General features: G+C 62.4%; 20 protein-coding genes. 9 read left to right on the top strand and 11 right to left on the bottom strand.

The genetic code is table 11. The features are described 5' to 3' along the window. The first annotated feature begins 192 nt into the window (after positions 1-192). Positions 193-1,458: a porin family protein gene (locus tag K7R21_RS13560; RefSeq protein WP_224983834.1), complete on the top strand. Its 1,266-nt coding sequence runs from the start codon at positions 193-195 to the stop codon at positions 1,456-1,458. A 159-nt stretch (positions 1,459-1,617) separates the two neighbouring features. Then, complete coding sequence (locus K7R21_RS13555) at positions 1,618-2,103, top strand: VOC family protein (protein WP_224983833.1); 486 nt, start codon at positions 1,618-1,620, stop codon at positions 2,101-2,103. Positions 2,104-2,162: 59 nt separating this feature from the next. On the opposite strand, the gene K7R21_RS13550 is transcribed toward K7R21_RS13555, so the two are convergent. From K7R21_RS13550 to K7R21_RS13525, 6 genes are all read right to left on the bottom strand, one after another. Next, positions 2,163-2,519, bottom strand: a complete 357-nt coding sequence (locus K7R21_RS13550; RefSeq protein WP_224983832.1) for a hypothetical protein — start codon at positions 2,517-2,519, stop codon at positions 2,163-2,165. A 256-nt stretch (positions 2,520-2,775) separates the two neighbouring features. Continuing rightward, the gene (locus K7R21_RS13545; protein ID WP_224983831.1) at positions 2,776-3,666 is read right to left on the bottom strand and encodes a YMGG-like glycine zipper-containing protein; all 891 of its coding nucleotides are present in this window, start codon (positions 3,664-3,666) and stop codon (positions 2,776-2,778) included. 137 nt (positions 3,667-3,803) lie between these two features. Continuing rightward, positions 3,804-4,418 (bottom strand): hypothetical protein, encoded by a 615-nt coding sequence (locus K7R21_RS13540; RefSeq protein WP_224983830.1) that lies wholly within the window; start codon positions 4,416-4,418, stop codon positions 3,804-3,806. 88 nt (positions 4,419-4,506) lie between these two features. Further along, entirely contained in the window at positions 4,507-5,220 is a 714-nt protein-coding gene (locus K7R21_RS13535; RefSeq protein ID WP_224983829.1) for a DUF3108 domain-containing protein, read from the bottom strand. A 44-nt stretch (positions 5,221-5,264) separates the two neighbouring features. Beyond that, positions 5,265-5,447 carry a hypothetical protein gene (locus K7R21_RS13530; protein ID WP_224983828.1) on the bottom strand — a complete coding sequence of 61 codons (183 nt, stop codon included), beginning with the start codon at positions 5,445-5,447 and terminating at the stop codon, positions 5,265-5,267. A gap of 224 nt (positions 5,448-5,671) precedes the next feature. Beyond that, positions 5,672-7,234 (bottom strand): acetyl-CoA hydrolase/transferase C-terminal domain-containing protein, encoded by a 1,563-nt coding sequence (locus K7R21_RS13525; protein ID WP_224983827.1) that lies wholly within the window; start codon positions 7,232-7,234, stop codon positions 5,672-5,674. 186 nt (positions 7,235-7,420) lie between these two features. Here K7R21_RS13525 and K7R21_RS13520 point away from each other — a divergent pair, with 186 nt between their 5' ends. Then, on the top strand, positions 7,421-8,011 hold the full coding sequence (locus K7R21_RS13520) for a TetR/AcrR family transcriptional regulator (RefSeq protein ID WP_224983826.1): 591 nt from the start codon (positions 7,421-7,423) through the stop codon (positions 8,009-8,011). Positions 8,012-8,372: 361 nt separating this feature from the next. Beyond that, positions 8,373-10,427, top strand: a complete 2,055-nt coding sequence (locus K7R21_RS13515; protein WP_224983825.1) for a PAS domain-containing sensor histidine kinase — start codon at positions 8,373-8,375, stop codon at positions 10,425-10,427. 20 nt (positions 10,428-10,447) lie between these two features. On the opposite strand, the gene K7R21_RS13510 is transcribed toward K7R21_RS13515, so the two are convergent. The 3 genes from K7R21_RS13510 to K7R21_RS13500 all read right to left on the bottom strand — a co-directional run bounded on the left by K7R21_RS13510 (position 10,448) and on the right by K7R21_RS13500 (position 12,718). Further along, entirely contained in the window at positions 10,448-11,380 is a 933-nt protein-coding gene (locus tag K7R21_RS13510; protein WP_224983824.1) for a cation diffusion facilitator family transporter, read from the bottom strand. Positions 11,381-11,509: 129 nt separating this feature from the next. Further along, complete coding sequence (locus tag K7R21_RS13505; RefSeq protein WP_224983823.1) at positions 11,510-11,728, bottom strand: hypothetical protein; 219 nt, start codon at positions 11,726-11,728, stop codon at positions 11,510-11,512. A gap of 117 nt (positions 11,729-11,845) precedes the next feature. Further along, entirely contained in the window at positions 11,846-12,718 is an 873-nt protein-coding gene (locus tag K7R21_RS13500) for a DMT family transporter (RefSeq protein WP_224983822.1), read from the bottom strand. Positions 12,719-13,051: 333 nt separating this feature from the next. Between K7R21_RS13500 and K7R21_RS13495 the strand changes: the two genes are divergently transcribed. From K7R21_RS13495 to K7R21_RS13475, 5 genes are all read left to right on the top strand, one after another. Continuing rightward, complete coding sequence (locus K7R21_RS13495) at positions 13,052-13,876, top strand: HhH-GPD family protein (protein ID WP_224983821.1); 825 nt, start codon at positions 13,052-13,054, stop codon at positions 13,874-13,876. A gap of 195 nt (positions 13,877-14,071) precedes the next feature. Then, positions 14,072-18,070 (top strand): PAS domain S-box protein, encoded by a 3,999-nt coding sequence (locus K7R21_RS13490; protein WP_224984906.1) that lies wholly within the window; start codon positions 14,072-14,074, stop codon positions 18,068-18,070. 125 nt (positions 18,071-18,195) lie between these two features. Further along, complete coding sequence (locus tag K7R21_RS13485) at positions 18,196-19,365, top strand: S8 family peptidase (RefSeq protein ID WP_224983820.1); 1,170 nt, start codon at positions 18,196-18,198, stop codon at positions 19,363-19,365. Between the two features lie 274 nt (positions 19,366-19,639). Then, positions 19,640-20,083: a MarR family winged helix-turn-helix transcriptional regulator gene (locus K7R21_RS13480; RefSeq protein ID WP_224983819.1), complete on the top strand. Its 444-nt coding sequence runs from the start codon at positions 19,640-19,642 to the stop codon at positions 20,081-20,083. 56 nt (positions 20,084-20,139) lie between these two features. Then, the gene (locus K7R21_RS13475; protein ID WP_224983818.1) at positions 20,140-21,372 is read left to right on the top strand and encodes a multidrug effflux MFS transporter; all 1,233 of its coding nucleotides are present in this window, start codon (positions 20,140-20,142) and stop codon (positions 21,370-21,372) included. A gap of 60 nt (positions 21,373-21,432) precedes the next feature. Here the strand turns inward: K7R21_RS13475 and K7R21_RS13470 are convergent, their stop codons facing one another. Further along, a complete protein-coding gene (locus tag K7R21_RS13470; protein WP_224983817.1) occupies positions 21,433-21,660 on the bottom strand; it encodes a hypothetical protein in 228 nt (75 codons plus the stop codon). Positions 21,661-21,986: 326 nt separating this feature from the next. Next, entirely contained in the window at positions 21,987-22,889 is a 903-nt protein-coding gene (locus K7R21_RS13465; RefSeq protein WP_224983816.1) for a protoglobin domain-containing protein, read from the bottom strand. Between the last annotated feature and the right edge of the window lie 103 nt (positions 22,890-22,992).

Here is a 22,992-nt window from a genome sequence, read left to right as displayed (position 1 = left end):
TATGCGCAATATTGTACCGAGAGACTGGATTCAATGAAATGCTTAAAACGATAGAAGTTGAGCAAAACGCATCCGGATATTGTCATACAAAAACAGATTTTTAACATGTGAACCAGCAGCGTTTGTTACAGAAACTCTGCTTTTACATACTTTCAGCAACTGTAATGCAATCAATAAAACCAGGAGGGGAAAATGCAGAAAGGCAAAATAACAATGCTGGCTGCGGTTTTGGCTGTCGCAGCGAGCGCGCAATCTGTGCAGGCTTTCGACATAGGCGGGGCCAACGGGTGGAAGTTTTCCACGGACGGCTTCCTCAACGTCTTCGCCACGTACGAGTCGGTCGGGCGGCGCCCGGCTGGTGTCATCGGCGGCGAGATCGGCGGGGACCAGACCGGTACCGGTGAGGTCCAGCAGCAGTTCCGGGTGAGGACGGGTCTTCTGCCGGTGGGCGTCGGCCTCAACATCCAGTCTCCCACCACCAACGGCGTGGACTACGCGGTGCGCCTGGGTCTCTACCCGCAGGTGCAGAACAACGGCGGCAGCCGCACCGACCTCTCGCCCAACATCGATTTCCGCGAGATCAACATGACCGCGACTGGCAGCTTCGGCCAGGTCCTGGCCGGCCGCGCCATCAACCTGTACCAGGCCAAGAACATCCTCACCGACATGACCCTGTTCGGGGCGGGGGTGATCGGGCCGGTGGACAACGGGCCGACCATGGGACACATCGGCTACGGCTACCTCTACCCCAATTTCGGCGCGCAGTTCAGGTACACCACTCCGGAGGTGAAAGGCTTCAAGGTCGCCGTCAGCGTGAACGACACCAACAACATCGGTGCAGCCACTGTCCGCAACGTGCCGCGCCTGGAGAGCGAGATCTCCTACGTGAACGGCTTCACCGGCGGCAAGTTCCAGGCATGGGTTTCCGGGTTGTACCAGCAGGCGAGTTTCTCGTCGGCCGAGACGGTGACCGTGCCGGTAACGCTGAACCCGGACGGGAGCATCACGCCTGAGCACACGGTTCCGGCGGTACGGCCGGGCGGTCACGTCACTTCACTCGGCGGCGCGGGGGGCGTCCAGCTCGACCTTGGCGGTCTCCAGTTGCTCACTTCCTGCTATGGCGGCAAGGCACTGGGGATGCTGGGCATGCAGGGTGCGGACGCGCTGTCCGCGGACGGCAAGGAGAGAACCAACTGGGGCTTCCTGAACCAGGCGACTTACCAAGTGACACCGGTGGTGAAACTGGGCCTCAACTACGGCCAGAGCAGGGCTGAGCAGGCAGGCAACGACACCGACCTGAACATACAGAAGCAGCAGGCGGCGGTGGTCGCGGTGACCTACAACGTGACCCCGTTTGTCCAGGTCATCGGCGAATACACCTGGGCGCAGGACCGTTGGTTCAACGGCGCCACCCAGGACGCCAACATCGGCGCCATCGGCACCTTTATCTACTGGTAGTTCAGCGGGGCAGGCAATACTACCCTGTGATTCAACGAGGGCGCATCCCATTTCGGGGTGCGCCTGTTTTCTTTCCAGGCACAGAATGATAGGGTAAAGGGAGGGTCAGAGTTTGGCCCTGCTGCGGCATCGGTGGCGATGACACAAGGAGAAGTGACTATGGAAAAGCCGGCAAAGAATACGATCTGCCTTTGGTACGACGGCGACGCTGAAGAGGCGGCGCGCTTTTATGCGGAGACCTTTCCGGATTCATCGGTCGACGCGGTGCACCTGGCGCCGGGCGACTACCCGTCCGGGAAGAAAGGGGATGTATTGACGGTGGAGTTCACCGTGATGGGAATCCCTTGCCTGGGGCTCAACGGCGGGCCTGAGGTGAAACACAACGAGGCCTTCTCGTTCCAGGTCGCCACCGTAGACCAGGAGGAAACGGATAGGTACTGGAACGCCATCGTGGGCAACGGCGGTCAGGAGGTCGTGTGCGGCTGGTGCCGCGACAAATGGGGCATCTCCTGGCAGATCACGCCGGTGGTGCTGACCGAGGCAATAACGGATCCCGATCCCGCAGCAGCCAAACGCGCCTTCGACGCGATGATGCAGATGGTCAAGATCGATATCGCTGCCATCGAAGCTGCGCTGCGGGGGTGATTGGCTTGGGGACACCTTTTGTCTTGTGATCCATTTCCCCTCCTGCCCCTCCGGAAGTTTCAGCTTTGGGTGTCCTCTACCGATCTCTTGCCCGCGTCCCAGTCGGAAACTGCCGCGAGCCAACTGGCCACGGAGACGATGTTGAGACCGTACAGGCCCCAGGCGGCGAAGTTCCAGGCCTCGGAAAGCAACAGCAGGCTGATGGCGGTCGATATGGTGGCCGTGATGACGCGCAACTTGTGCAGATCGAAGCAGGAAAAAACGGTATAGGCGAGGGAGCCGATCACCAGGATATAGCTGACATTCCCGATCTGCTTCCCCACGACGTACACGTTGAAACCCACCTTTACCAGCGGCATGAACCAGAGCACCATTCCCACGACGCCCAGAGCAACTCCTATCGCTTTGCCTCTCATGCAGTCCCCCTTGGCTGCGGCAGTGCCGCAACGGATGGCATCGTTTCTTGAGCCGGAGCGGCTCCCCTCGTGGCTCTGGTGCTGCAAAGACCGGTACAATCAATGAACTAAATGAAAGTATCCTAATGCTTCACAATGTCAATGCGCGAAGGAAGAAGAGTGGCGGGCTGCGGTGGCGGAATGGGGACAGAGAGAGTGCGGGCAACAAAAAAGGCACCCGGAGTAAGCCGGGTGCCCTGGTCGATCGGGAGGAAGGTCAGTAGCCGGGACGATGCCTCACCACGCGGCGGTACTCCGGGCGGTAGACCCGGCCGTCGTAGTGGCGCCGGTCGCGCACGTAGCGCCGGTACTCGACATCACGGTAGTGCCGTATGTTGACTACTTCGTAGCGCACGAACAGTTGTGGGTACGCCCGACGCGGGACGTAGCTCCAGGGACCGTTATAGTAAGCGCCGCGGTACCAGTTGCCGCCGTAGAAGTAGTAATATTCGTTGCCGCTGTAAATGAGGTCATAGGGAACACCGACGGCGACGTAGGCGTTCAACTGCGGCGAGTACACGAACTCGGGCGGCTCGGCCTCGTACTCCTCAGGGGCCGGCACCATCACTTCTTCGGGCGGCGGAGGCGCAACAACCGGCGACTCGGCTACCGGCGGCGGAGGAGGAGGTGCCACGCGGGCAGGAGGGGGCGGGGCAGGGCGGGCTGCGACCACGGTCCTGGTTCCCGGGACCTGGTTGTTGTAGGTGTACATGCACTGGACATAGGCGTTGTCGTACATGCGCTGCGCCTGCGCGCCGTAGACCTGGGAAGAACCGGAGCCGGCGGCGGTCCCGAACAGGAGCCCGGTTGCGGCGCCGATGGCGGCCCCGGCACCCGTGTTGCCCGAGGCGGAACCGAGCACTGCGCCCACGCCGGTGCCGACCGCGGTACCCACGACGGCGCTGGTCGCCACGTTCTTGTCGTAGGTTTCCTGCACCGGCGAGCCCAGCTGGGAATTGGCCCACTGGCGGCAGGTGGCGTCTTCCTTCATGAAGGTCTCGAAGGACTTGCCCTTGGTGGGAAGGACCTTGACGCTGGGGCCTGTGGGCACCGTCACGCATCCCCCCAGGGCCAGAAGCACTAAAAGTGACGAAATCCGTCTTTTCATTGTTACCCCCTTCTCTGTCGCTCTGCCTTCCGGTATGCGCCCGGATCAGGCGGATTCCTCATCGCACATCATTACCTTACTCATGAAATAGGGAAGCAATGTGGCAGAAATGAGGAAAGTGGTGCTTACGTGGTGTGTCAGGCACTGTTCTCCTGTGCCTGGTAGGATCCGCGTCCCGACCTGATCCTGCGCACCACCATCGGTACCAGGAGCATGAGTGCCAGGATGATCCACATGGTCGTGTCCGGGTTCTTGATGTACTTGTTCAGGCGTAGTGTAGTGAAGGCGATGACGGCGAAGTAGAGCATATCCCCCGCAATGGCGAAGGCCCACCCCGCCACGAAGCCGTGGCCGGCGGCAAGCGCGGAGGCCCGCCCGGTCATGGGATCGACGCCGAAGGCGATCATGATCAGCGCGACCGGCCCGGTCGCCGTAACCTGGAACTGGGCGGCGCTGCGGGCGTTGGCAGCCCGTATGGCGGCGCTGACGCGGCGCAGCAACGGGATCTTGCCGCAGACGAAGGCGATCACGCGCAGTAACGGTTCGAACGCGATGGCAAGGATGACGTCCGAGACGAGGTAGAGGAGCGTGGTGACCGGCCAGGCCAGCCCCTTCGCCTTGGCGAGGAGCACACCGGCCGGGATGCCGCCTCCCACGGGGATCAGGAACAGCTTCAGCACCGACTGCATGGCGGAAGTCGTCGGGAGCCAGTCGAGGAGGATCTTGAACAGGTGGGGAATGGTTTCTGTCATCGGGTTGGTACGCACTCTGATGTCGGTTTCGGAGCATCGTACCTTAAAGAAGGAGGGAACCGCAACTGCTTTCCCCGTGGGTGACGGACTAAAGACCGCCGACCAGGGTGAGGGTAACCTGGCCTACCTTCATGGTGCTGGTTATCTTCACGGGGATCCTGCGGCTGTCATCGGTAAACCAGAAGGTGGTATTGCCGACCTTGGCCTCCTCGCCATTGTGCCTGAGCCGGGAGGTGACCATCACGGTCTTGAATTTCCCGAGCGGCGTTTTTACTTCCTGTCGCTGCACCACCCGGACTTCCGTGTTCCACAAGTGCTTGGTGTCGTAGATCTCGAAGGAGAGGGAGCGCCCCGGGGGTAGATCGCTGGCGCGGATGAAGTAGATGCTGGAGAGGCTGTCGTAGGTGCCGGGGGTAATGGGATCGGTCTGTTCGATCTTTTTCAACAGGTCGACACTGTTGGCCCTGAGCGTGGTGAAGTTGAAGGTCGCTTCCCGCGCGGCCCGGTAACTCCCCTCCCGTTTGTTCTCCCGGAAGAACTTCGGCTTGCCGGCGCGGGTGATGACGGATTCGATCCGGTCATCGATCTTGAAGAAGGCGGAGACGACGCCAGTCGACCGGATAGTATTGGTAAGGCGGAGTTCGTCGCCCTGGGGGGTGACTTCGAGAATTGCCGAGCCGGCCTTGATGCCGGACCAGGTCGCCTCGTAGATCAGGCGCTCGGGGATGGGAAAGGCCGCGGCCGGTACAGCCGCGAGGACGAGGACAAGGATGGTGCATATCTGGATGCGGAGATTTTCCATCCCTAGAGGGTACAACAATATTTAAATTTTTTAACCTAAAAGGTTCAGGCTTCGGCAACCCGGGGCGTGGTGCGGGCCAACTGGTGATACCAGTCGCAGGTTTCCGCTTTCACGCCACACTGAAGGCAGGGATTGCCGCCGGTCCGGAACCAGAGGTAGACAAACTGGTGGGAGTTGCTTACTGCTTCGCAACTACTACCGACATAGTCGCTCATTGTTATTCTCATAGATCACCTCCTCGATGACAACAAGAGTACTGTCTTGTGCAGTCATTGCATCATTTCGGTCAAAAAAAATAATCCATGAGATGAATATTCGATTCAGTATTTTAAGAATGAAAAAAAGATCTATCGGTAGCAATAGATCATTGTGCTGTGCATGTTCAAACAGAAAACGGCAGGAGCCTCCCGGGCATCCTGCCGTTTTCCTGCTTTGGTGTGATGACGACTGTCTAGATGTCCCAGTTGTCGATCTTCATGGTTCCCTTCTTGGCCAGGTTCACCTGCATCTTGAAAACGCGGTCCAGAAGCTGCGGCTCGTGGCCGGCCTTCCTGCCCAGGCAGTCGTGCGCGGCGCGCTCGAAGTAGTCGGCGAGGAGCGGCTTGTAGTCGGGGTGCGCGCATTTCTGGATGATGAGCTTGGCGCGGCTCTTGGGATCGAGGCCGCGCAGGTCGGCGAGACCCTGCTCGGTGACCAGGACGTCGAGGTCATGCTCGGTGTGGTCGACGTGCGGCACGTGCGGCACGACGCAGGTGATGCCGGTTGGGTCGGTCTTGGTCGGGCGCGCCGACGGCGTGTGCATGATGGAGAGGTAGGCGTTTCTCAGGAAGTCGCCGGAACCGCCGATGCCGTTGATCATCCTGGTGCCGCCGACCAGGGTCGAGTTGGCGTGGGCGTAGATGTCGAACTCGACCGGGGTGTTCATGGCGATGCAGCCAAGGCGGCGGATCGGCTCGGGGTGGTTGGCGATGGAGAGCGGACGCATCATCACCTTGTTCGAGTACTTGTCCCAGTTGCCGTAGAAGCGCTTGAAGCCGTCCACGGAGAAGGAGAGCGACACGGTGGAGGCGAAGTCGAGCTTGCCGGAGTCGAAGAAGTCGAGCATGGTGTCCTGCAGCACTTCGGTCCAGACCTTCAACTCGGTGAAGGGGCCGTTGGCCAGGCCGCCGATGACGGCATTGGCGATGGAGCCGACCCCGGACTGCAGCGGCAGGAGGTTTTTCGGCAGGCGCCCGGCCTTCACCTCGGCGGAGAAGAAGTCGATGATGTGCGCGGCGATCGCTTCCGAGGTGTCGTCCTGCTCGCTGAAGGCGCGGCCGTTGTCCGCCTTGTCCGACTCGACGATGGCGACGATCTTGTCGTTATCGACGCGGACGTAAGGGGAGCCGGCGCGGTCGTCGACGCGGCAGATGAGGTACGGGAGGCGGTTGGGCGGGGTGATCGGCTCGACGATGTCATGCAGACCTTCGAAGTTGGGGATCGAGGTGTTGATCTCGATGATGATCTTGTCGGCGATCTGAACGATCTCGGGCACGGCGCCGCAGGAGGCGGTGAGGACGAGGTCGCCGTTTTCGGTGATGGCGGAGCACTCGATGATGGCGAGGTCGAGCCGGCCGCCGTTGTCCTTGGTGTAGAAGCCGTAGCCCAGATCCTGCGCGAACATGGAGAGGTGCTTGTCACCCATGCGGATGCGCCCCTCGTTGATGCCGGCCTGGATGTTCTTGCCGGTCTGGTAGGGCCAGCGGCGGTCGATCATGTCCAGCGAGGCCCAGCGGTCTTCGGTCTCGACGCCGACGGAGGCGCCGATGAAGAGGTTGAATCTCAGTTTGCCCTGCAGCTGGTTCTTCTCGACGTGGTCGGCGAGGGCGATGGGTACCGCCTTGGGATAGCCGGCGGGGGTGAAGCCGGACCAGCCGAGGCTCATGCCGTTTTTGAACATCGGTATTACCTGGTCGACGGTGGTGATCCGGGAGTGAAGGCTGGACTTTCTGATCCTGTTGTGCAATTCAGACATTAATCTGGATCCTCCTTTGCTGATGTGATCCCGTGCTCGCGACGGGAAGATTAATAAGCGTTATCGAACGATCGTTCGGGCGAATACAACATAACAGTACGATGTTTTATTTGCAATATAGAATTGGTATTTGGCGGGCTTTTTTGCTAATGTTGGCGCGCGCAAATCAATCGGCCGGGGTAGGCAATGGAAAAAACGGAGTGCAACAAGAAGTTATTGGATGTGGCGACGCAGCTCTTCTCGGAGCGGGGGCTGCACGGCGTGAGCATCCGTGAGCTTTCCCAGGCGGCAGGAGCGAGCATCTCGATGATCTCGTACCATTTCGGGGGGAAGGAAGGGCTTTACTCCGCGGTGCTGCAGCGGCAGTTCGCCTGTTTCGCGGAGATTCACGCCATCAGGGAGCGGGTGAGCGACCCGGTGGAGATGGTGGAGAGCTACCTGCGCTGGACCTTCCGCAGGCACCGGGACAACCCGTACCTGCTGCGCTTCTACACCAGTGAGCTAACCAACCCGACGGCTTTTTTCAGCACGCTGGTCATGCCGGTCATCGACGAGGTGATCGTGATCATGGCGCAGGCGATCGAAGAAGGGAAACGGCAGAAGAGGTTCCGTGAGGATGTGGACCCGACCAACGCGGCGCTGGCGCTGGCGGGGATGGTGAATTACTTCTTTTTGAGCAGCCTTGCCACCGAGAACCTGATCAGCCACTCGCCGGAGCGGGACGAGGACCTGGTGCAGCAGTACTTGAGGATCTTCACCTGCGGGGTGGGCGCCTGAGACTTCCCCCCCCCCCCCGATCTTCGGCTCGTATCGGAGGGATTTAACGAAATCTCATCAACAAAATGGAGAAGACGGCTTGCCATGCGGCAGCCGCTACCGGGGCGTTTCGAACTGAGACGCCCCTTTTTCTTTGCCGGTCTGCGGCTACCAAAAAGCCGCGCCAGACAGGCCTCGGCGCGTAAAGCCGAACCGGGAAACAGGGCAGCCCAGCGGCAGTCGACATCCGCCTTGTCGTCAGCTGCCGGTCTGCGGAGCAACGGACAGGCGGGAAGGAACACTCATTGACTTAGTTAAGCTATACGGTAGTTTTGATTAAACGCCGTCTGTTGAACTGTCACGAAATGGGAGTTTTCCTGTCATGATACCTGTAACGGCATCCCGAACAAGTGTCAGAAGAGTAAAATCCTTTCCTTCAACCAGTAACGACAATTTTCGCCTCTTTTTCACCAAGGCTTCTCTCCCCGCAGTACTCACCAAGCTTCCGGAGCATACATTCATCGATGCCAATCACGCCTTCCTCAAACTCTTCGGCTACACCAAGGAGGAACTGAGGGGGAGGACTTTCGTGGACGTCTGCATCAGCAGGGAAGCGGAGGAGTGGGGCCCGGTGCTCGCTGCACTGGCCAGGCGCAGAAGTGTCGTCAACCTGGAGCAGACTCTCTACGCCAGGTCGGGACAGCCGGTCACGGTGCTCACCAACGTGAATGTAATCACCATGGCCGAGGGCGAGTACGCCCTGACCACGCTGCAGAACATTACGGAGCGCAAGCGCACCGAGGAAGCGCTGCGGGCCGGGGCGGCGCGGCTAAAGCATGCCTACCAGGCGGCGCATGCCGGCGCGTGGGAGTGGAACACGGCCACCAACGAAACCGTCTGGAGCGAAGGGCTCTGGAAGCTGTACGGGCTTTCCCCGCGCAGTTGCAAGCCGTCGTACGACTCCTGGCGCCGGGCGGTTCATCCTGAAGACCGCGACCGGATCGAGCAGACCGTGCGGGAAGCGGTGCGTTCCAGGGGGGAAATCGAAGTCGAGTGGCGGGTCTGGGACCAGGAGGAGAGCGAGCGCTGGCTCTTGTCACGCGGACGGCCTCTAACCGAGGACGGGCCGATCTACATCGGCGTCGTGTTCGACATCTCCGAGCAAAAGATGGTGGAGCGGGAACTGCTGCAGTATCGCCGCCACCTGGAGGCGCTGGTCGAACAGCGGACGAGGGAGCTTGAGGAGCGCAACGCGGCGCTGCTTAAAGAGGTGAGCGAGCGCAAGAAAACCGAGGAAGCGCTGCGCCGCAGCGAAAGCCGCTACCGCGACCTCTTCGAAAACAGCATGGACGCGATCCTCGTGGCCGGCCCGAACGGCACCATCCTGGCCGCCAACGGTGCTGCCTGCGACATGTTCGGCATGACGGAGGCGGAATTCCGGGCCCGGGGCCGCAAGCCGCTCATCCACCCCGAGGAGCGGCGCCTGATGGGCTTTCTCAGGGAGAGGGCGGTACTGGGCAAGGTGAGACGCGAGCTTACCTGCCTGAGGAAGGACGGTACTCCCTTCATCGCCGAGATAAGCTCGGTGCTGCTGGACGATTCAGGCGGCTCCTTCGTGAACCTGCGTGACATCAGCGAGCGCAAGCGGCACGAAGAGAAGATCACTGCCCTCAACGCGGGACTGGATCAGCGGGTCAGGGAAAGGACGGCAGAACTGGAGGAGGCGATCCGGGAGCAGGAAGCCTTCAGCTATTCGGTATCGCACGACCTGCGTGCGCCGTTGCGGCACATAAACAGCTACAGCTCCATGATCGAAGAGGATTACGGGGAACAACTGTGCGCAGAAGCAAGGACCTACCTGCACCGGATCCAGGGCGCCTCGAGCAGGATGGGATCGATGATCGACCAGCTGCTGGAGCTGTCGAGAATGAGCCGGGCAACCATGGTGTTCGACTCGGTCGACCTGAGCGAACTGGTGCGGCAGGCACTGCGGATGTTCCGCGAGACCGAGCCGCAACGCGAGGTGGAGGCCGTGGTGCAGGAGCAGGTCATGGCCTGGGGTGACCGCTCCCTGTTGCGGCAGTTGATTGAGAACCTGATCGGCAACGCCTGGAAGTACACCGCCAAAAAAGAGCAGGCTCGTATCGAATTCGGGACCTGCGAGAAGGAGGGAGAGCAGGTTATCTTCGTCCAGGACAACGGGGCCGGCTTCGACATGGCCTATCGGCACAAGCTCTTCCGGGCCTTTGAAAGGCTGCACGGCTCCGCCGAGTTCGACGGGGCGGGGATCGGACTGGCGACTTCGCACCGGATCGTCAAGCGGCACGGGGGAAGGATCTGGGCCGAAGGCAAGGTCGGTGAGGGGGCCACCTTTTACTTCACCATCCCGGGGAAGAGGGACGTGGAGGACCTGCCGAAGGGCGAACAGGCCGATTGAAAGGGCGATCTGCCGCCGGCCTAGCGGTCACCTGGCGGAAGCTTGGGACACTCAAGCGTGCAGCGGTCGCAGCCGCCGGGGCAGGGCTCGAGGTGCACCAGGATGTGGCTGTAGGGTAGCCGCTGCTCGATCTGGGCGGTGATCTCGTGGCTCAGCGTGTGCGCCGCCTCCACGGTCATCTGCCGGGGGACCACGAGGTGCATGTCGATGTAGCGCAGGTGTCCCGATTTGCGGGTGCGCAGCTTGTGGTACTCGATGAGGTGCTCGCGGTAGTGCTCCAGCACATCGTGGATGACCGCCTCCTCTTCTTCCGGCAGTTTCACGTCGAGGATGTGGAAGAACGCGCTCTGGGTCAGGTCCCAGGCCGCCTTGATGATCATGAGCGCGACCACGATGGCGACCAGCGGGTCGAGCATCGGGATGCCGGTGAGCTTGATGGCAACCAGTCCGCCCAAGACGCCGGCCGAGGTGTAGACGTCGGTGCGCAGGTGCATGGCGTCGGCTTCCAGTGCCACCGAGTCGGTGGCGGCGGCGACGTTCAACAGGTGTCGGGAGACGAGGTAGTTGGCGATCGCCGAGACGGCCATAACCGCCGCACCCAGCCCCAGCCCCTCGATTTCCACCACCCCGGCGCGAAGCTTTTGGACCGCCTCCCAGATGATGTAGAAGGCGGCGCCGAAGATGAGGACGGCCTCGATGGTGCCGGCGACGTTCTCGATCTTGCCGTGGCCGTAGTGGTGGTCCTCGTCGGCGGGCTTGCCCGACTCCCGCACCGAGTACCAGGCGATCCCCGCGGCGACGAGGTCGACGCCGGAGTGGACCGCCTCGGACAGCACCGAGACCGATCCGGTGATCATGCCCACTGCCAGCTTGGCCACCACCAGCGTCGCGTTCGAGGCCACCGATAGCCGGGCCGCTCCCCTTTTCAATGCATCGTGTTCTGCTGAAACCATTTCCCCTCTACCTCTGGCCACTGCGGGTTCCCTGCAGCACTAAAAAAGGCCTCGGATTCCCGCGGCCTTTTATCTGTGCTTAAGCGCTACCTTGCCAACACGGTTCTATACAACTCCCGCCGTGCGATGTCAACCCCTGCCCAGGACCTCCCTGGCCCGGTCAGCCTGGTTGGGGAAGAGGTCCTCAGGGACGGCATCCTTTCCCAGCTGCTTGCGCACCATGTAACGCGCACATCCCTCGAAATTGTCATTGCAGTACATCATCTTGAACACGGTGCTGGTGGACGGCATGTTGGACATCTTGTCGTTGAAGAAAATGCATCCGGACAAAAGCTCGCAATCAGGCATTACTCTCCTCCTCAGTTTCTGACAAAGGTACACCTCGCGGTGTGGTGACCGACGCAGGTAAACCCGCGCAAGTCATGCGGCAATATATACCTTTGCTTTTTTTGCTGCAATAGGATTTTAAGAGGAGGCTAAGGGATATTTGGGAACCCTGCGGGCGCTGATCAAGCTGGCGAGGGTGACGGAGCCGAGGATGAGCGCGCCGCCGACCAGGGTGTTGGCGGTTGGTGCTTCACCGAGGACCAGGAAGACCCAGACCGGGTTGAACACCGGCTCGATGACGGCCAGGAGGTTGGCGGTGACGGCCGAGATCCGTTTTATACCGTAGGAAAAGAAGAACGCGGCCAGGCCGATCTGCACCACGCCGAGGATGAGGATGCTGCCGATCCCCTTGGCGGTGAAGACAGGGAGGGGGAGGAAGACGGCAACGCCCAAGGCGACCAGGGCGGCCACGGCGTGGGAGGCCATGAACGACTGCAGCGGGTCTCCGTCCTTTTGCATCCGGGTGAAGATGAACATCAGCGCAAAGGTGAAGGCCGAGGTGAGGGCCATGAGGTTGCCGAGGAGCTGTCCCGGAGAAAGGCGGTCCAAAAACAGCACCACCATGCCGACGAGGGTCATGACCAGGGCGAGCACCTGCTCGCGGTACAGGTGCTCCTTGAGGAACACGACGCTGAAAATGGCGGTGAACACGGGTGCCAGGTACTGCAGCAAAATGGCGTTGGCCGCGGTGGTGGTCTTGTTGGCAGCGACGAACAAAAGCATGGTGGCCGCGTTGGCGAGGGCGGCGCCAAGGAGCGGACGGGACCACTTGAGACGCACCGTGCCGACCAGGGCAAAAAGGAACAGGAAGGCGATCAGGCTCCTCAATCCGGCGATGAGAAAAGGGTTCCAGTTTAGGATCTTGATGAACAGGCCGGCGAGGCTCCATAAAAAGCCGCAGATGACCATGGCCAGGGCGCCGGTGAGGGCAGGTGAAAATCTGCTGTGCATGTCGTGACCTTGCTACGGTGGAGGTGAGGCGACAGGTTAAGGTAGTGGCCGGGGGATGTCAAAGGGTAAATGGGGTGAAAGCACAGGCAAAGGGGGGAATCCTGGCCACGTGTAGCGCTAGGGAGCGGCACCCAACAATCCGCGAAATTCCCAGGTGAACCTTCACAAAGGGAAATGCGCACCGGGAGCGCTTTGTGGGGCAGCCATCCTGCCGAGCACGTGAAATTACGCCGGACAGGGGGGGCTCGATTTATATTGGTTACCGAGAGCAAAGCCGCTACAATCGCGGACGGGCCGAGCGGAAGGACGCCGACGGCGCTGTGGAGGCGGCAGATGCATGAAACTGTTACGACAGCAGACCTGAACCTGTTTCGGCACACGGTCCTCGACCACTACCGCAGCCAGGGGCGGCGCCTCCCCTGGCGGGAGACCCACGACCCGTACGCCATCCTGGTGTCGGAGATCATGCTGCAGCAGACCCAGGTGGACCGGGTGCGCGACAAGTACCTCGAGTTCCTGGCGGTATTCCCCACCTGGCAGGAACTGGCCGAGGCGGAACTCTCCCGCGTGCTGTCGCTTTGGCAGGGGCTGGGCTACAACCGGCGGGCGGTATCGCTGCAACTGTGCGCCCGTGCAGTGCTGGAGCGCTTCGCAGGAACGCTTCCGTGCGAGGTGGCACAGCTGGAGTCGCTGCCGGGCATCGGCCCCTACACCGCCCGCGCCGTCGCCGCCTTCGCCTTCGGCATCGCCACTCCCTTCATCGAGACCAACATCCGGTCCGTCTTCATCCACCACTTTTTCCCGGACAGCGAGTCGGTGCGCGACGCCGAGATCCTTCCCCTGGTCGAGCTCACCCTGGACCGGGACGACCCGCGCCAATGGTACTACGCGCTGATGGACTACGGCGCGTCCCTCAAGCGCGGCCGGGCCAACCCGAGCCGCAAGAGCGCACACCACGTGCGCCAGTCGCCGTTTCGGGGCTCCAACCGCGAGCAGCGCAGCCTGATCTTGAGGGCGATCCTGGCCGAGCCGGGGGTGCCCCTGGGGCGGTTGGAGGAAAAGCTCACCCTGGAAGGAGCGCTGCTGGCGCGCAACCTGGCACAGCTCGAGCGGGAGGGTTTTATCAGGCAGGAAGATGGCAGGTTCTGGATCCGCTGACACTTAGGTGTGAGTTGCAAATGAGATTCGGCAAGGTAGACTAGTCTCTGCCGCTGGTACTCCTAACTGCTGCCACGCCTGCGGAAACTCCTATCTCGTTCTTCCTGATAGAGTTCAAAATCTACTCATTGTCAGTAACCTCGGGGTGCATGATCAGCTCCTGAGTGTGCACTGAAGGAGGAACGCTTGGACGAAGTGCCTACAAAGAAGAAGGTTCTACTGGCACTTCTGCTCCCGTTCCTGGCCTGCGCGCTCCAGTTGCTGCTCTGGAATTACTTGCAACCATTCGCCTACCTGCTCTTCTACCCCGCCGTCTATCTCAGCTCCCGCCTGGGAGGCAAACGGGCTGCCGTCGCCGCCACCGTCATCTCCGCACTGCTCATCATCTATGTCTTCATCCCGCCGCCGTTCTCGCTGCTGCTGTACCAGCCGAGCCACCTCGCCTCGGTTCTCGTTTTCGTCGTTATGGGCATCCTGTTCGGCTATTTGCACGAGCGGCTGCAGACGGCCCTCGACGGCGAGACGGACGCACGCGCCGAGGCAAGCAGCTCCGAGGCGAAGCTGGCTGAGGCGCGCATCGAGCTCCTGGAGATGGAGCGGCGCATGGCCGAGGAGCGTCTACAGGAAACGGAAGAACAGTTCCGCATCATGTTCATGGAGTCGAGCGTCGGCGAGGCAAGGCTCGAGCCCGTCAGCGGCAGGTTTCTCAAGGTCAACCCCGCCTTCTGCCGCATGACCGGCTACCAAGAAACGGAACTGCTGGACATGGACCTGTTCGCCGTGACCCATCCTGAGGACCGGCAGACCTGTCGGGAGAGCCTCGGCAGCCTGGGCGGGAGCCGACGTGAGGCGGTGCAGACGGAACTCGGCCTGCTGAGACGGGACGGCGCGTCGATCTACTGCCAGACCACGCTCAACCTCCTGCCCAGCGGCGGCGGAGCAAGCTCGGTGCTGGCGGTGCTCCAGGATGTTTCCGCGCGGCGCCAGGCCGAAGAGGCCCTGCTGAAGTCGGAGGAGAAGTTCTCGCGCGCCTTTGCCGGCAATCCGGCAGCCATCGCCCTGAGCCGGTTCGAGGACGGCATCTTCCTGGATGTGAACGAGACCTGGGAGGCCCTGACCGGGTACAGCAGGGAAGAGGCGATCGGCAGGTCGGGGCGTCACATCTGGCCCAATCGGGACGACGTAGAGCGCTTCCTGGGGCAGTTGCGGGAGACTGGGACGCTGCGTGGGTGGGAACAGGAATTCTTGCGCAAGAACGGGGAGCGGTTCGTCGCCCAGCTGTCGTCGCAACTGCTGACGGTGGGGGGGGAGCGGGTCATCCTTTCGACCCTGGTGGACATCACCCAGCTCAAGCAGACCGAGGCGGCCCTCAGGGACAGCGAAAACCGCTTCCGAACCATCTTCGACCACGCGCCGGTGGCGATCGGAATTGCTGCCGTCGACGACGGGCGACTCATGGACGTGAACCCGGCCTGGCTGCGCCTGCTCGGTTTTCAGCGGGAGGAGGTGCTGGGCCGCACCGCACAGGAACTAGGCATCTACCTCGACGATGAGACCCGCGGCAAGATCGTCGCGGCCATCCGGGCGGGGAACGGCTTCAGCCAGGAGCTGCAACTGAAGCGCAACTCGGGTGAGGTGATCGATGTCCTCTACGCGGCCGACGTGGTGGTGCTGGAGGGGATTCCCTGCCTGCTGGTGATGCTGAGCGACGTCACGGTGCAAAAACAGGCGGAGCGGGCGCTGCAAAAGAGCAAGCAGGACTACCAGCAGCTGTTCCAGAACATGCTGGAGGGGTTTGCTTCCTGCCGCCTGGTCCGGGAGCCCTCGGGAGCGGTGGACGATTTCGTATTCCTGAACGTGAACCGCGCCCTGCTGCAGCTGACCGGGGTCGAGGAACTGGTCGGCAGGCGGGTTTCGCAGGTGCTCCCCCGGGTGCGCGAGACCAATGCCGAGCTCATCGCCGCCTGCGGCCGGGTGGCCGATCCGGGACTCCCGGAACACCTGGAGATCTACCTTGCACCACTCGAACAGTGGTGGGCGGTATCGCTGTACAGCGTGGAGCACGGCTTTTTCGTAGCCTTGTTCGACAACATCACCGGGCGCAAACGCGAGGAGATGCGGCGCAACGCCACCGTCGAACTGTTGCGCATCTGCAACGAGGCCGTGAACCTCGACGAGCTGATGTCGCGCACGGGGCGGTTTTTCCGGGACCTCACCGGGTGCCGCGGCATTGGTATCCGGCTGCGCTCGGGGGACGGGTATCCGTACTACCACAGCATCGGCCTTGCCGAAGAACAGTCGGACGCCGGTGCCGGCCTGTGCGGCCTGGGTGCGCCGGGTATGGTGCTGCCCGACGCGGGTGAGGGGACTGGCTTGCGCTGCCTGTGCGCCGAGGTCCTGGCCGGGAGTGCGGTCGGGGAGGGGAGGGAGCAGGGGAGTTACTGGACCTCGACCGGGGTCCGTACCGCCCAGGGGGGAGCCGAAACGGTCTGCCGGGCCGAGTCGTTCCAGTCGCTAGCCCTGATTCCGCTGCGGTCCCACGGCGAGATGATTGGCCTGTTCCAGTTCAGCGATCCGGCACCCGGACTCATGTCCGGGGAGAAGGTCGCCCTGTACGAGGACCTGGTCGACTACATCGCCATCTCCTGCTCCAAGCTGAAGGCGGACCAGGCCCTGCTCGAGGCAAGCCAGTACAACCAGCAGATCATCGCGGGGGCGCAGGAAGGGATCATCGTCTACGACCGGGAGCTGCGCTGCCAGGTCTGGAACCCCTACATGGAGCATCTCACCGGGCTCGGTGCCGGCGAGATGCTGGGACGGTGGCCGCAGGAGGTCATCCCGGCGCTCAAGGAGAGCGGCGTGGTGGCGCTGCTCGCCAAATCGCTGGAGGGGGAGGAGTCCTCTCCCGTAGATTTCCCGTTCTCCGTGGCGCAGACCGGGCGTTCCGGGTGGGTGACCGACACCCGCGCCCCGCTCAAGGACGTGCAGGGGGGGATCATCGGCGTCATCACCACGGTGCGCGACATCACGGCGGAGCGCCGCCTGGAAGAGCAGCTCCGGCAGGCGCAGAAGATGGAGGCGGTGGGGCTCCTGGCGGGAGGGGTGGCCCACGATTTCAACAACGTGCTGCAGGTGATCATGGGGTACTGTTCTCTGCTTGCCGCCGATCCCAAACTGGACGATCCGCAAAAGGGGGAGGTAGAGCAGATCCTGATGTCGGCCGAGCGGGCAGCGCAGCTCACCAAGGGGCTATTGGCCTTCAGCCGCAAGCAGGTCATGGAGCCCAGGCGGATCAACCTGTGCGACATCGTGCAGCACGTGCAGAAGTTCCTGGTGCGCATCATTGGGGAGGACATCACCCTGAAGGTAGTGCACTGCCCGAGACCGGACCTGCCCGTGATAGCGGACAGCGGCCACATCGAGCAGGTGCTGATCAACCTCGCCACCAACGCGCGCGACGCCATGGCCAAGGGGGGGACGCTCACCGTGGGCATGGAGGTGGCGCAGGTCGAGGCGGCGACCGAGACGGAGTTCGGACCCCCCGAGCCGGGGAGATACGCCTGCGTGATCATGTCCGATACCGGCTGCGGCATGGACGAGGAGACCCGGGGCAGGATCTTCGAACCCTTCTTCACCACCAAGGAGGTGGGCAAGGGGACCGGCCTGGGGATGGCCATCGTCTATGGCATCGTCAAACAGCACGGCGGTTTTATCAACGTCTACAGCGAGCCCGACCTGGGGACGACCTTCAGGGTGTACCTGCCGCTGGCAAAAGATAACGACGCCGCGGCGGCGACACAGGTCGAGCTCCCGCCGCCGCGCGGCGGCACCGAGACCCTGCTCCTGGCCGAGGACGATGCGGAGGTGCGCAAGTTGCTGCTGACCATTCTCACCAGGTTCGGTTACACCGTCATCGAGGCAGTCGATGGCCAGCAGGCGGTGGATCTCTTCACCGTGCACCGCGAGAGCATCGCGCTGGTGGTGATGGACCTGATCATGCCCAGGAAAAACGGCATGGACGCCGGGGTGGAGATCGTGCAGTTGAAGCCGGGGACCAAAATCCTGTATTCCAGCGGCTACACGTCCGACTTCATGGAACGGCGCGGCATCTTAGACCATGGGATCCAGCTGATCATGAAGCCGGTACAGCCGGTGCAGCTTTTGCGCAAGGTGCGCGAGATGTTGGACGGGTAAGGGGCGAACCGTGCCGCCGTGGTGGAAAAGGAGTATTGAGAAAAGTCTCAGGGAGTCATATGTTTGGCTGATCTGATGGCGCCGCTGGCGCAGCAGCAATGACGGGTTGACAGGAGGCAGTTGTCATGACCAAGACACTATTCGGATTAGCACTCCTCGGTATCGTTTCCCTGGCGCAGGCAGCGTCAGCCGCTCCCGATGCAGCGGCCCCCCTGTACGGTGTGGGAGCCGAGCGCGCTATCCCCGGACGCTACATCGTCGTCTTCCGCCCCGGCAGCCCGGGGCACCAGGTGAGCGCCGCGCTGCAGGCGGCAGGGCGGCTGGGAGGGACGGTGCACTACGTCTATACCGACGCGCTGCAGGGATTCGCGGCGACGCTTCCCGACCAGGCCCTGCAGGGGCTGCGCCACAACCCCAATGTCGAGTACATCGAGCAGGACCAGGCGGTCTCCCTCGGCATCGAGGTTTCCGAGTCCGCCTCCACCTGGAACCTGGATCGCATCGACCAGCGCAACCTCCCCCTCGACGGCTATTACGGCTACACCAGCACCGGCGTCGGCGTGACCGCCTACGTCATCGATACCGGCGTCCGCACCTCCCACACCGAGTTCACCGGCCGCGCCTCCATCGGCTACGACGCCCTGGGGGGTAACGGTCAGGACTGCAACGGGCATGGCACCCACGTATCCGGCACCATCGGCGGCTTCCACTACGGCGTCGCCAAGGACGTCACCCTGGTCGGCGTGCGGGTGCTGGACTGCTCCGGATCGGGGACCACCTCCGGCGTCGCCGCCGGCGTGGACTGGGTCACCCGGAACAAGAAGCTCCCTGCCGTGGCCAACATGAGCCTCGGGGGAGGGGCCTCCATCTCGCTCGACAACGCCGTGGCCAACTCGATCAGCAGCGGGGTGACCTACGCCATCGCCGCGGGTAACAGCAAGCAGGACGCCTGCCGGTACTCGCCGGCCCGGGTCCCGGCCGCCCTCACCGTAGGCGCCACCACCTCCAGCGACGCGCGCGCTTCCTACTCCAACTACGGCGCCTGCCTCGATATCTTCGCGCCCGGCTCCAACGTCACCTCCTCCTGGTACAGCAGCGACTCGGCGACCAACACCCTGAGCGGTACCTCGATGGCTACCCCCAACGTGACCGGTGTCGCCGCGCAGTACCTACAGTTGAACCCGACGGCCACCCCCGCCGGCGTCGCTGCCGCCTTGACCGGAAACGCGACCACGGGCGTAGTGGGCAACGCCGGCAAGAAGTCGCCCAACCTCCTTTTGTTCACCAACTACTAGGCGCGGCGATTAACCGCAGCGTCGAAGACCGGGGCCGGCCGCGATAGTTTTCGCGGCCGGCTTTTTTATTTTGTCCTGCCAGGCCCATTGCAGCCACAATGCGCGCTGCTCATGGCAGCTTCCCCGTCCCCCCAGCCCCCTCCCGCACGGGGAGAGGGGACCAGGGGGGCGGGAAGGGGAGCAGGGGCATGCGACAGGTGACCAGCTCCTTTTGGTCCCGGACCGACAAAACCGGGTTGACGTGGCGATGGATTAAGTTGTATGGTGCAACTATATGGACGACATGACCGAATACAAGTTGGACAAGTCGCTGGGGCACCTCGCTTCCCGTTTCTCCCGGATCGTGCTCAGGCGCTTCAACGCGGTGCTGCAGCAAAACGGGATGCCGATCACCTCGGAGCAGTACTCGCTGCTGGTGCAGCTTTGGGACAGTAACGGGCTGCCCCAGGGGATGCTGGCGGAGAAGACGGCCAAGGACAAGACCACCATGGCACGGCTGGCCGCAGGACTCGAGGAGCGCGGGCTGATCGTGCGGCTGCCGTCCCCCAACGATGCGCGGGAGCGACTGCTGTACCTGACGGACAAGGGGAAGGAACTGATGGATCGCGCCACCGCACTGGCCCGCGGCATTCTGGAAGAGGCGCAGCAGGGGATCGACGCGCAGGAACTGGAGATCTGCCGGGATGTGCTGCGCCGGGCCTGCAGCAACTTGAGGTAGTTTTTTTCTCCGATTAGTTGTATGAGGCAACTTTGTCGGGCAGTGAGGTAACAGTAATGCGTTTCACCAAAGTGGCGGCGGCAACTCACCCGAGCCAGATGAGCCGGCGCCAGATGACACTCTTTGTTCTCATCCTCGGGGCGCTGACGGCCTTCAGCGCCATGTCCATCGACATGTACCTGCCCGCCTTCCCGCAGATGGCCCGGGACCTGGGCGTGCCGCTCTCTACGGTGCAGCTCTCGGTGTCGGCCTTTCTCTTCGGGTCGGCGGCGGGGCAGCTGGTGTATGGCCCGCTGGCGGACCGCTGGGGGAGGCGCAGGCCGCTTTTGCTCGGACTGTCGCTGTACGTCGCCTCGACCATCGGCTGCGCCACGGTGCACACCGGCAGCGGGCTGTTGATCTGGCGGGTGGTGATGGCGCTGGGCGGCGGGGCGGGCATGGTCATCTCGCGCGCGGTGGTGCGGGACCTCTACGACACCGCCGATGCGGCGCGGATGTTCTCCCTGCTCATGCTGGTCATGGGGCTCGCGCCGATCCTGGCGCCGGTTGCGGGTGGGCAGATGCTGCTTCTGACGGGGTGGCGGGGGATCTTCCTGTTTCTCGGCGTGTTCGGCATGGCCTCGCTGATCGCGGCGGCGCTGGCGTTGCCGGAATCGTTACCCGCCGAGCGGCGCATCCGGCGCAGCGCGTCGGACATGGCCAAGGTGTACTGGCACCTGTTGAAGAACCGTCACTACCTGCGCTACGCCGTCGCCCTGGGGTGCGTGGCCGGTGTCAACTTCTCCTACATATCTGGAGCGCCCTTCGTCTTCATCGAGCTGCACGGCCTTTCGCCCCAGTTCTTCGGCGTCTTCTTCGGCGTCAACGCCTGCGGACTGATCGGCGCCTCGCAGATGAACCGGCGGCTTTTGCGCCGCCACTCCCCCGCGGCCATCGCCCGTACTGCCTTCATGGTCGCCGGCAGCGCCGGCATTGCGCTCATCGCGGCGACCGCGACCGGTTTCGGCGGCTTCCCGCTGCAGATGGTGCTCATCTTCGCGAGCCTGTGCATGACCGGGCTGCTCTACCCGAACATCACCGCGCTGGCCCTGGCCCCCTTCGAGAAGGCGGCGGGGAGCGCCTCGGCACTCCTAGGGACGATCCAGTACCTGTTGGGAGCGTCCGGTGGCGCCCTGGTCGGTGCTTTCCACAACGGCACTGCGCTCCCCATGGCCGGCACCATGGCCCTGTGCGGCACGCTCGGCTTTGTCGCAGTACTGGGGGCGGGGCGGAGCAAGGCGCAGCACTGAGCCGCCTCGTGAGTGCAGACCGGGTGGTCGATCGGGACGCAGTCCGGGGAAGGGGAGGAGTTAGCTGGTCTTGAACTCCGCGGTGGGGCAGCAGTAGTAGTCCCTGCTGCACCAGATCATGACCTTGGTGCCGGGGCTGGGGGGGGTGGCACTGTCGATGGCGAACTGGTGGTTGTCGCAAAACAGGGTCCCGTCCTGGCGCACCTCGGCGAGGTAACGGCCGTAGAAGAGGGGCGTGAGTGCCGGCGGGTTGATTTCACGTAACTCGATGAGGTGATAGATGTGCATCCTGAACTCCAGTTGGTCCTTCCTACTGCTAGCCGTATCGGCATCACTCCGTTTTTATTTACCCCAATAACAGCAACTTCTGCCGGTTGAGCAGAGGTGCTTTGCCAGCGTCTCCTTTGACTGCGGAGCATGCAACATCCCCCCTGTCCCCCCTTTCGCAAAGGGGCGGACGCCAGGCTACGTGTGCCGCTAATGGTCGACACTCCACACTCTTCCAATTTCCAGATGGACCTTTGATTGAAATAAATACTAAAGGGCGCCCTGTTTCCGGGGCGCCCTTTGCTTTTGGGGGGTGGCTCGTGCGAGTGGGCCGGAGGCGGACCTGGTCAGGAGTGGGCGCCGTTGTGCTGGCTTTTGGCCACGAGGTAGTAGACGATGCCGAGGATGAGGAGGGTGCCGGCCAGAAAGGCCTGGGTCTCCAGTGCATCGTGGCGCAGGGTGGAGATGAGGATCTCGCGGATCAGGGCCACGATGATCACACCGATAAAGATGAGGATGTTGAACTTGCCCCCCTTGAGCGTCTTGATTTCGTTGTCCATGAGCTCGATCATCATCCAGAGGATCAGGAGCGAGCCGAGCGCCGACAGGATCCCCTTCTCGAAGTCGCCCCGGAAGATGTGGACCAGATCCCAGAAAAAGAGGCTCACCACGGAAAGCGAGACGCCGGCCAGGGCGATCACCAGGATCAGGTTAAGTCCGTAGGTGAAGCGCTCGGCGGCGTGGATCAGGTGGGACTCCAGCCGGTGCGAGACGAAGACGCGGCGCAGTTCCTCCTCCTGGTACGAGGTGCTCATGATGTCCAGGTTGATGTCGAGGATCTTCTCCACGGCAATGCGGTACTTGCGGCGCACCGAGATGTCCGGGAAATTGGCCTGCAGCATCTCGATCAGGAAGCGGCGCACTACGTTCATTGCGGCGTTGACGTAGTGGGCACTGACCTTGATGCGCACGTGCGCCTGGCCGATGGACTGCAGGGTGAGCATGTATTCGTTGTCGTAGCGTCCGCAGAACAGGGAGAGGAACCACTCGGCGTGGGTCTTCTTGAGCCGGGCCAGGTCCTTAGGTTCGCGCAGAAAGACCGCGGTCTCGGGGATCTTCAGCAGGTAGGTGTAAAACTCTTCGACCATCGCTTCGCTTTTGCTTTGGGCGAGGGGTAAGAGCTCTTTGAGCAGCTCGGCATCAGTTTCGGTGAAGTAATAGTGATTCTTTATTTCCTGCATGGTAAGCATCAAATCTCTCCTGCGACAGCAGCAGCTGCAATTTATGTCAGTAGTCACGTTCAAATGATCGGGTGACAACCAATGCTAGCACACGCTGGTCCTTTTGCCAGGG

Origin of the sequence: Geomonas agri (genome assembly GCF_020179605.1) — a bacterium.
In the GTDB taxonomy this organism is placed as follows: domain Bacteria; phylum Desulfobacterota; class Desulfuromonadia; order Geobacterales; family Geobacteraceae; genus Geomonas; species Geomonas agri.
This window is presented reverse-complemented; position numbering and strand designations above follow the sequence as displayed.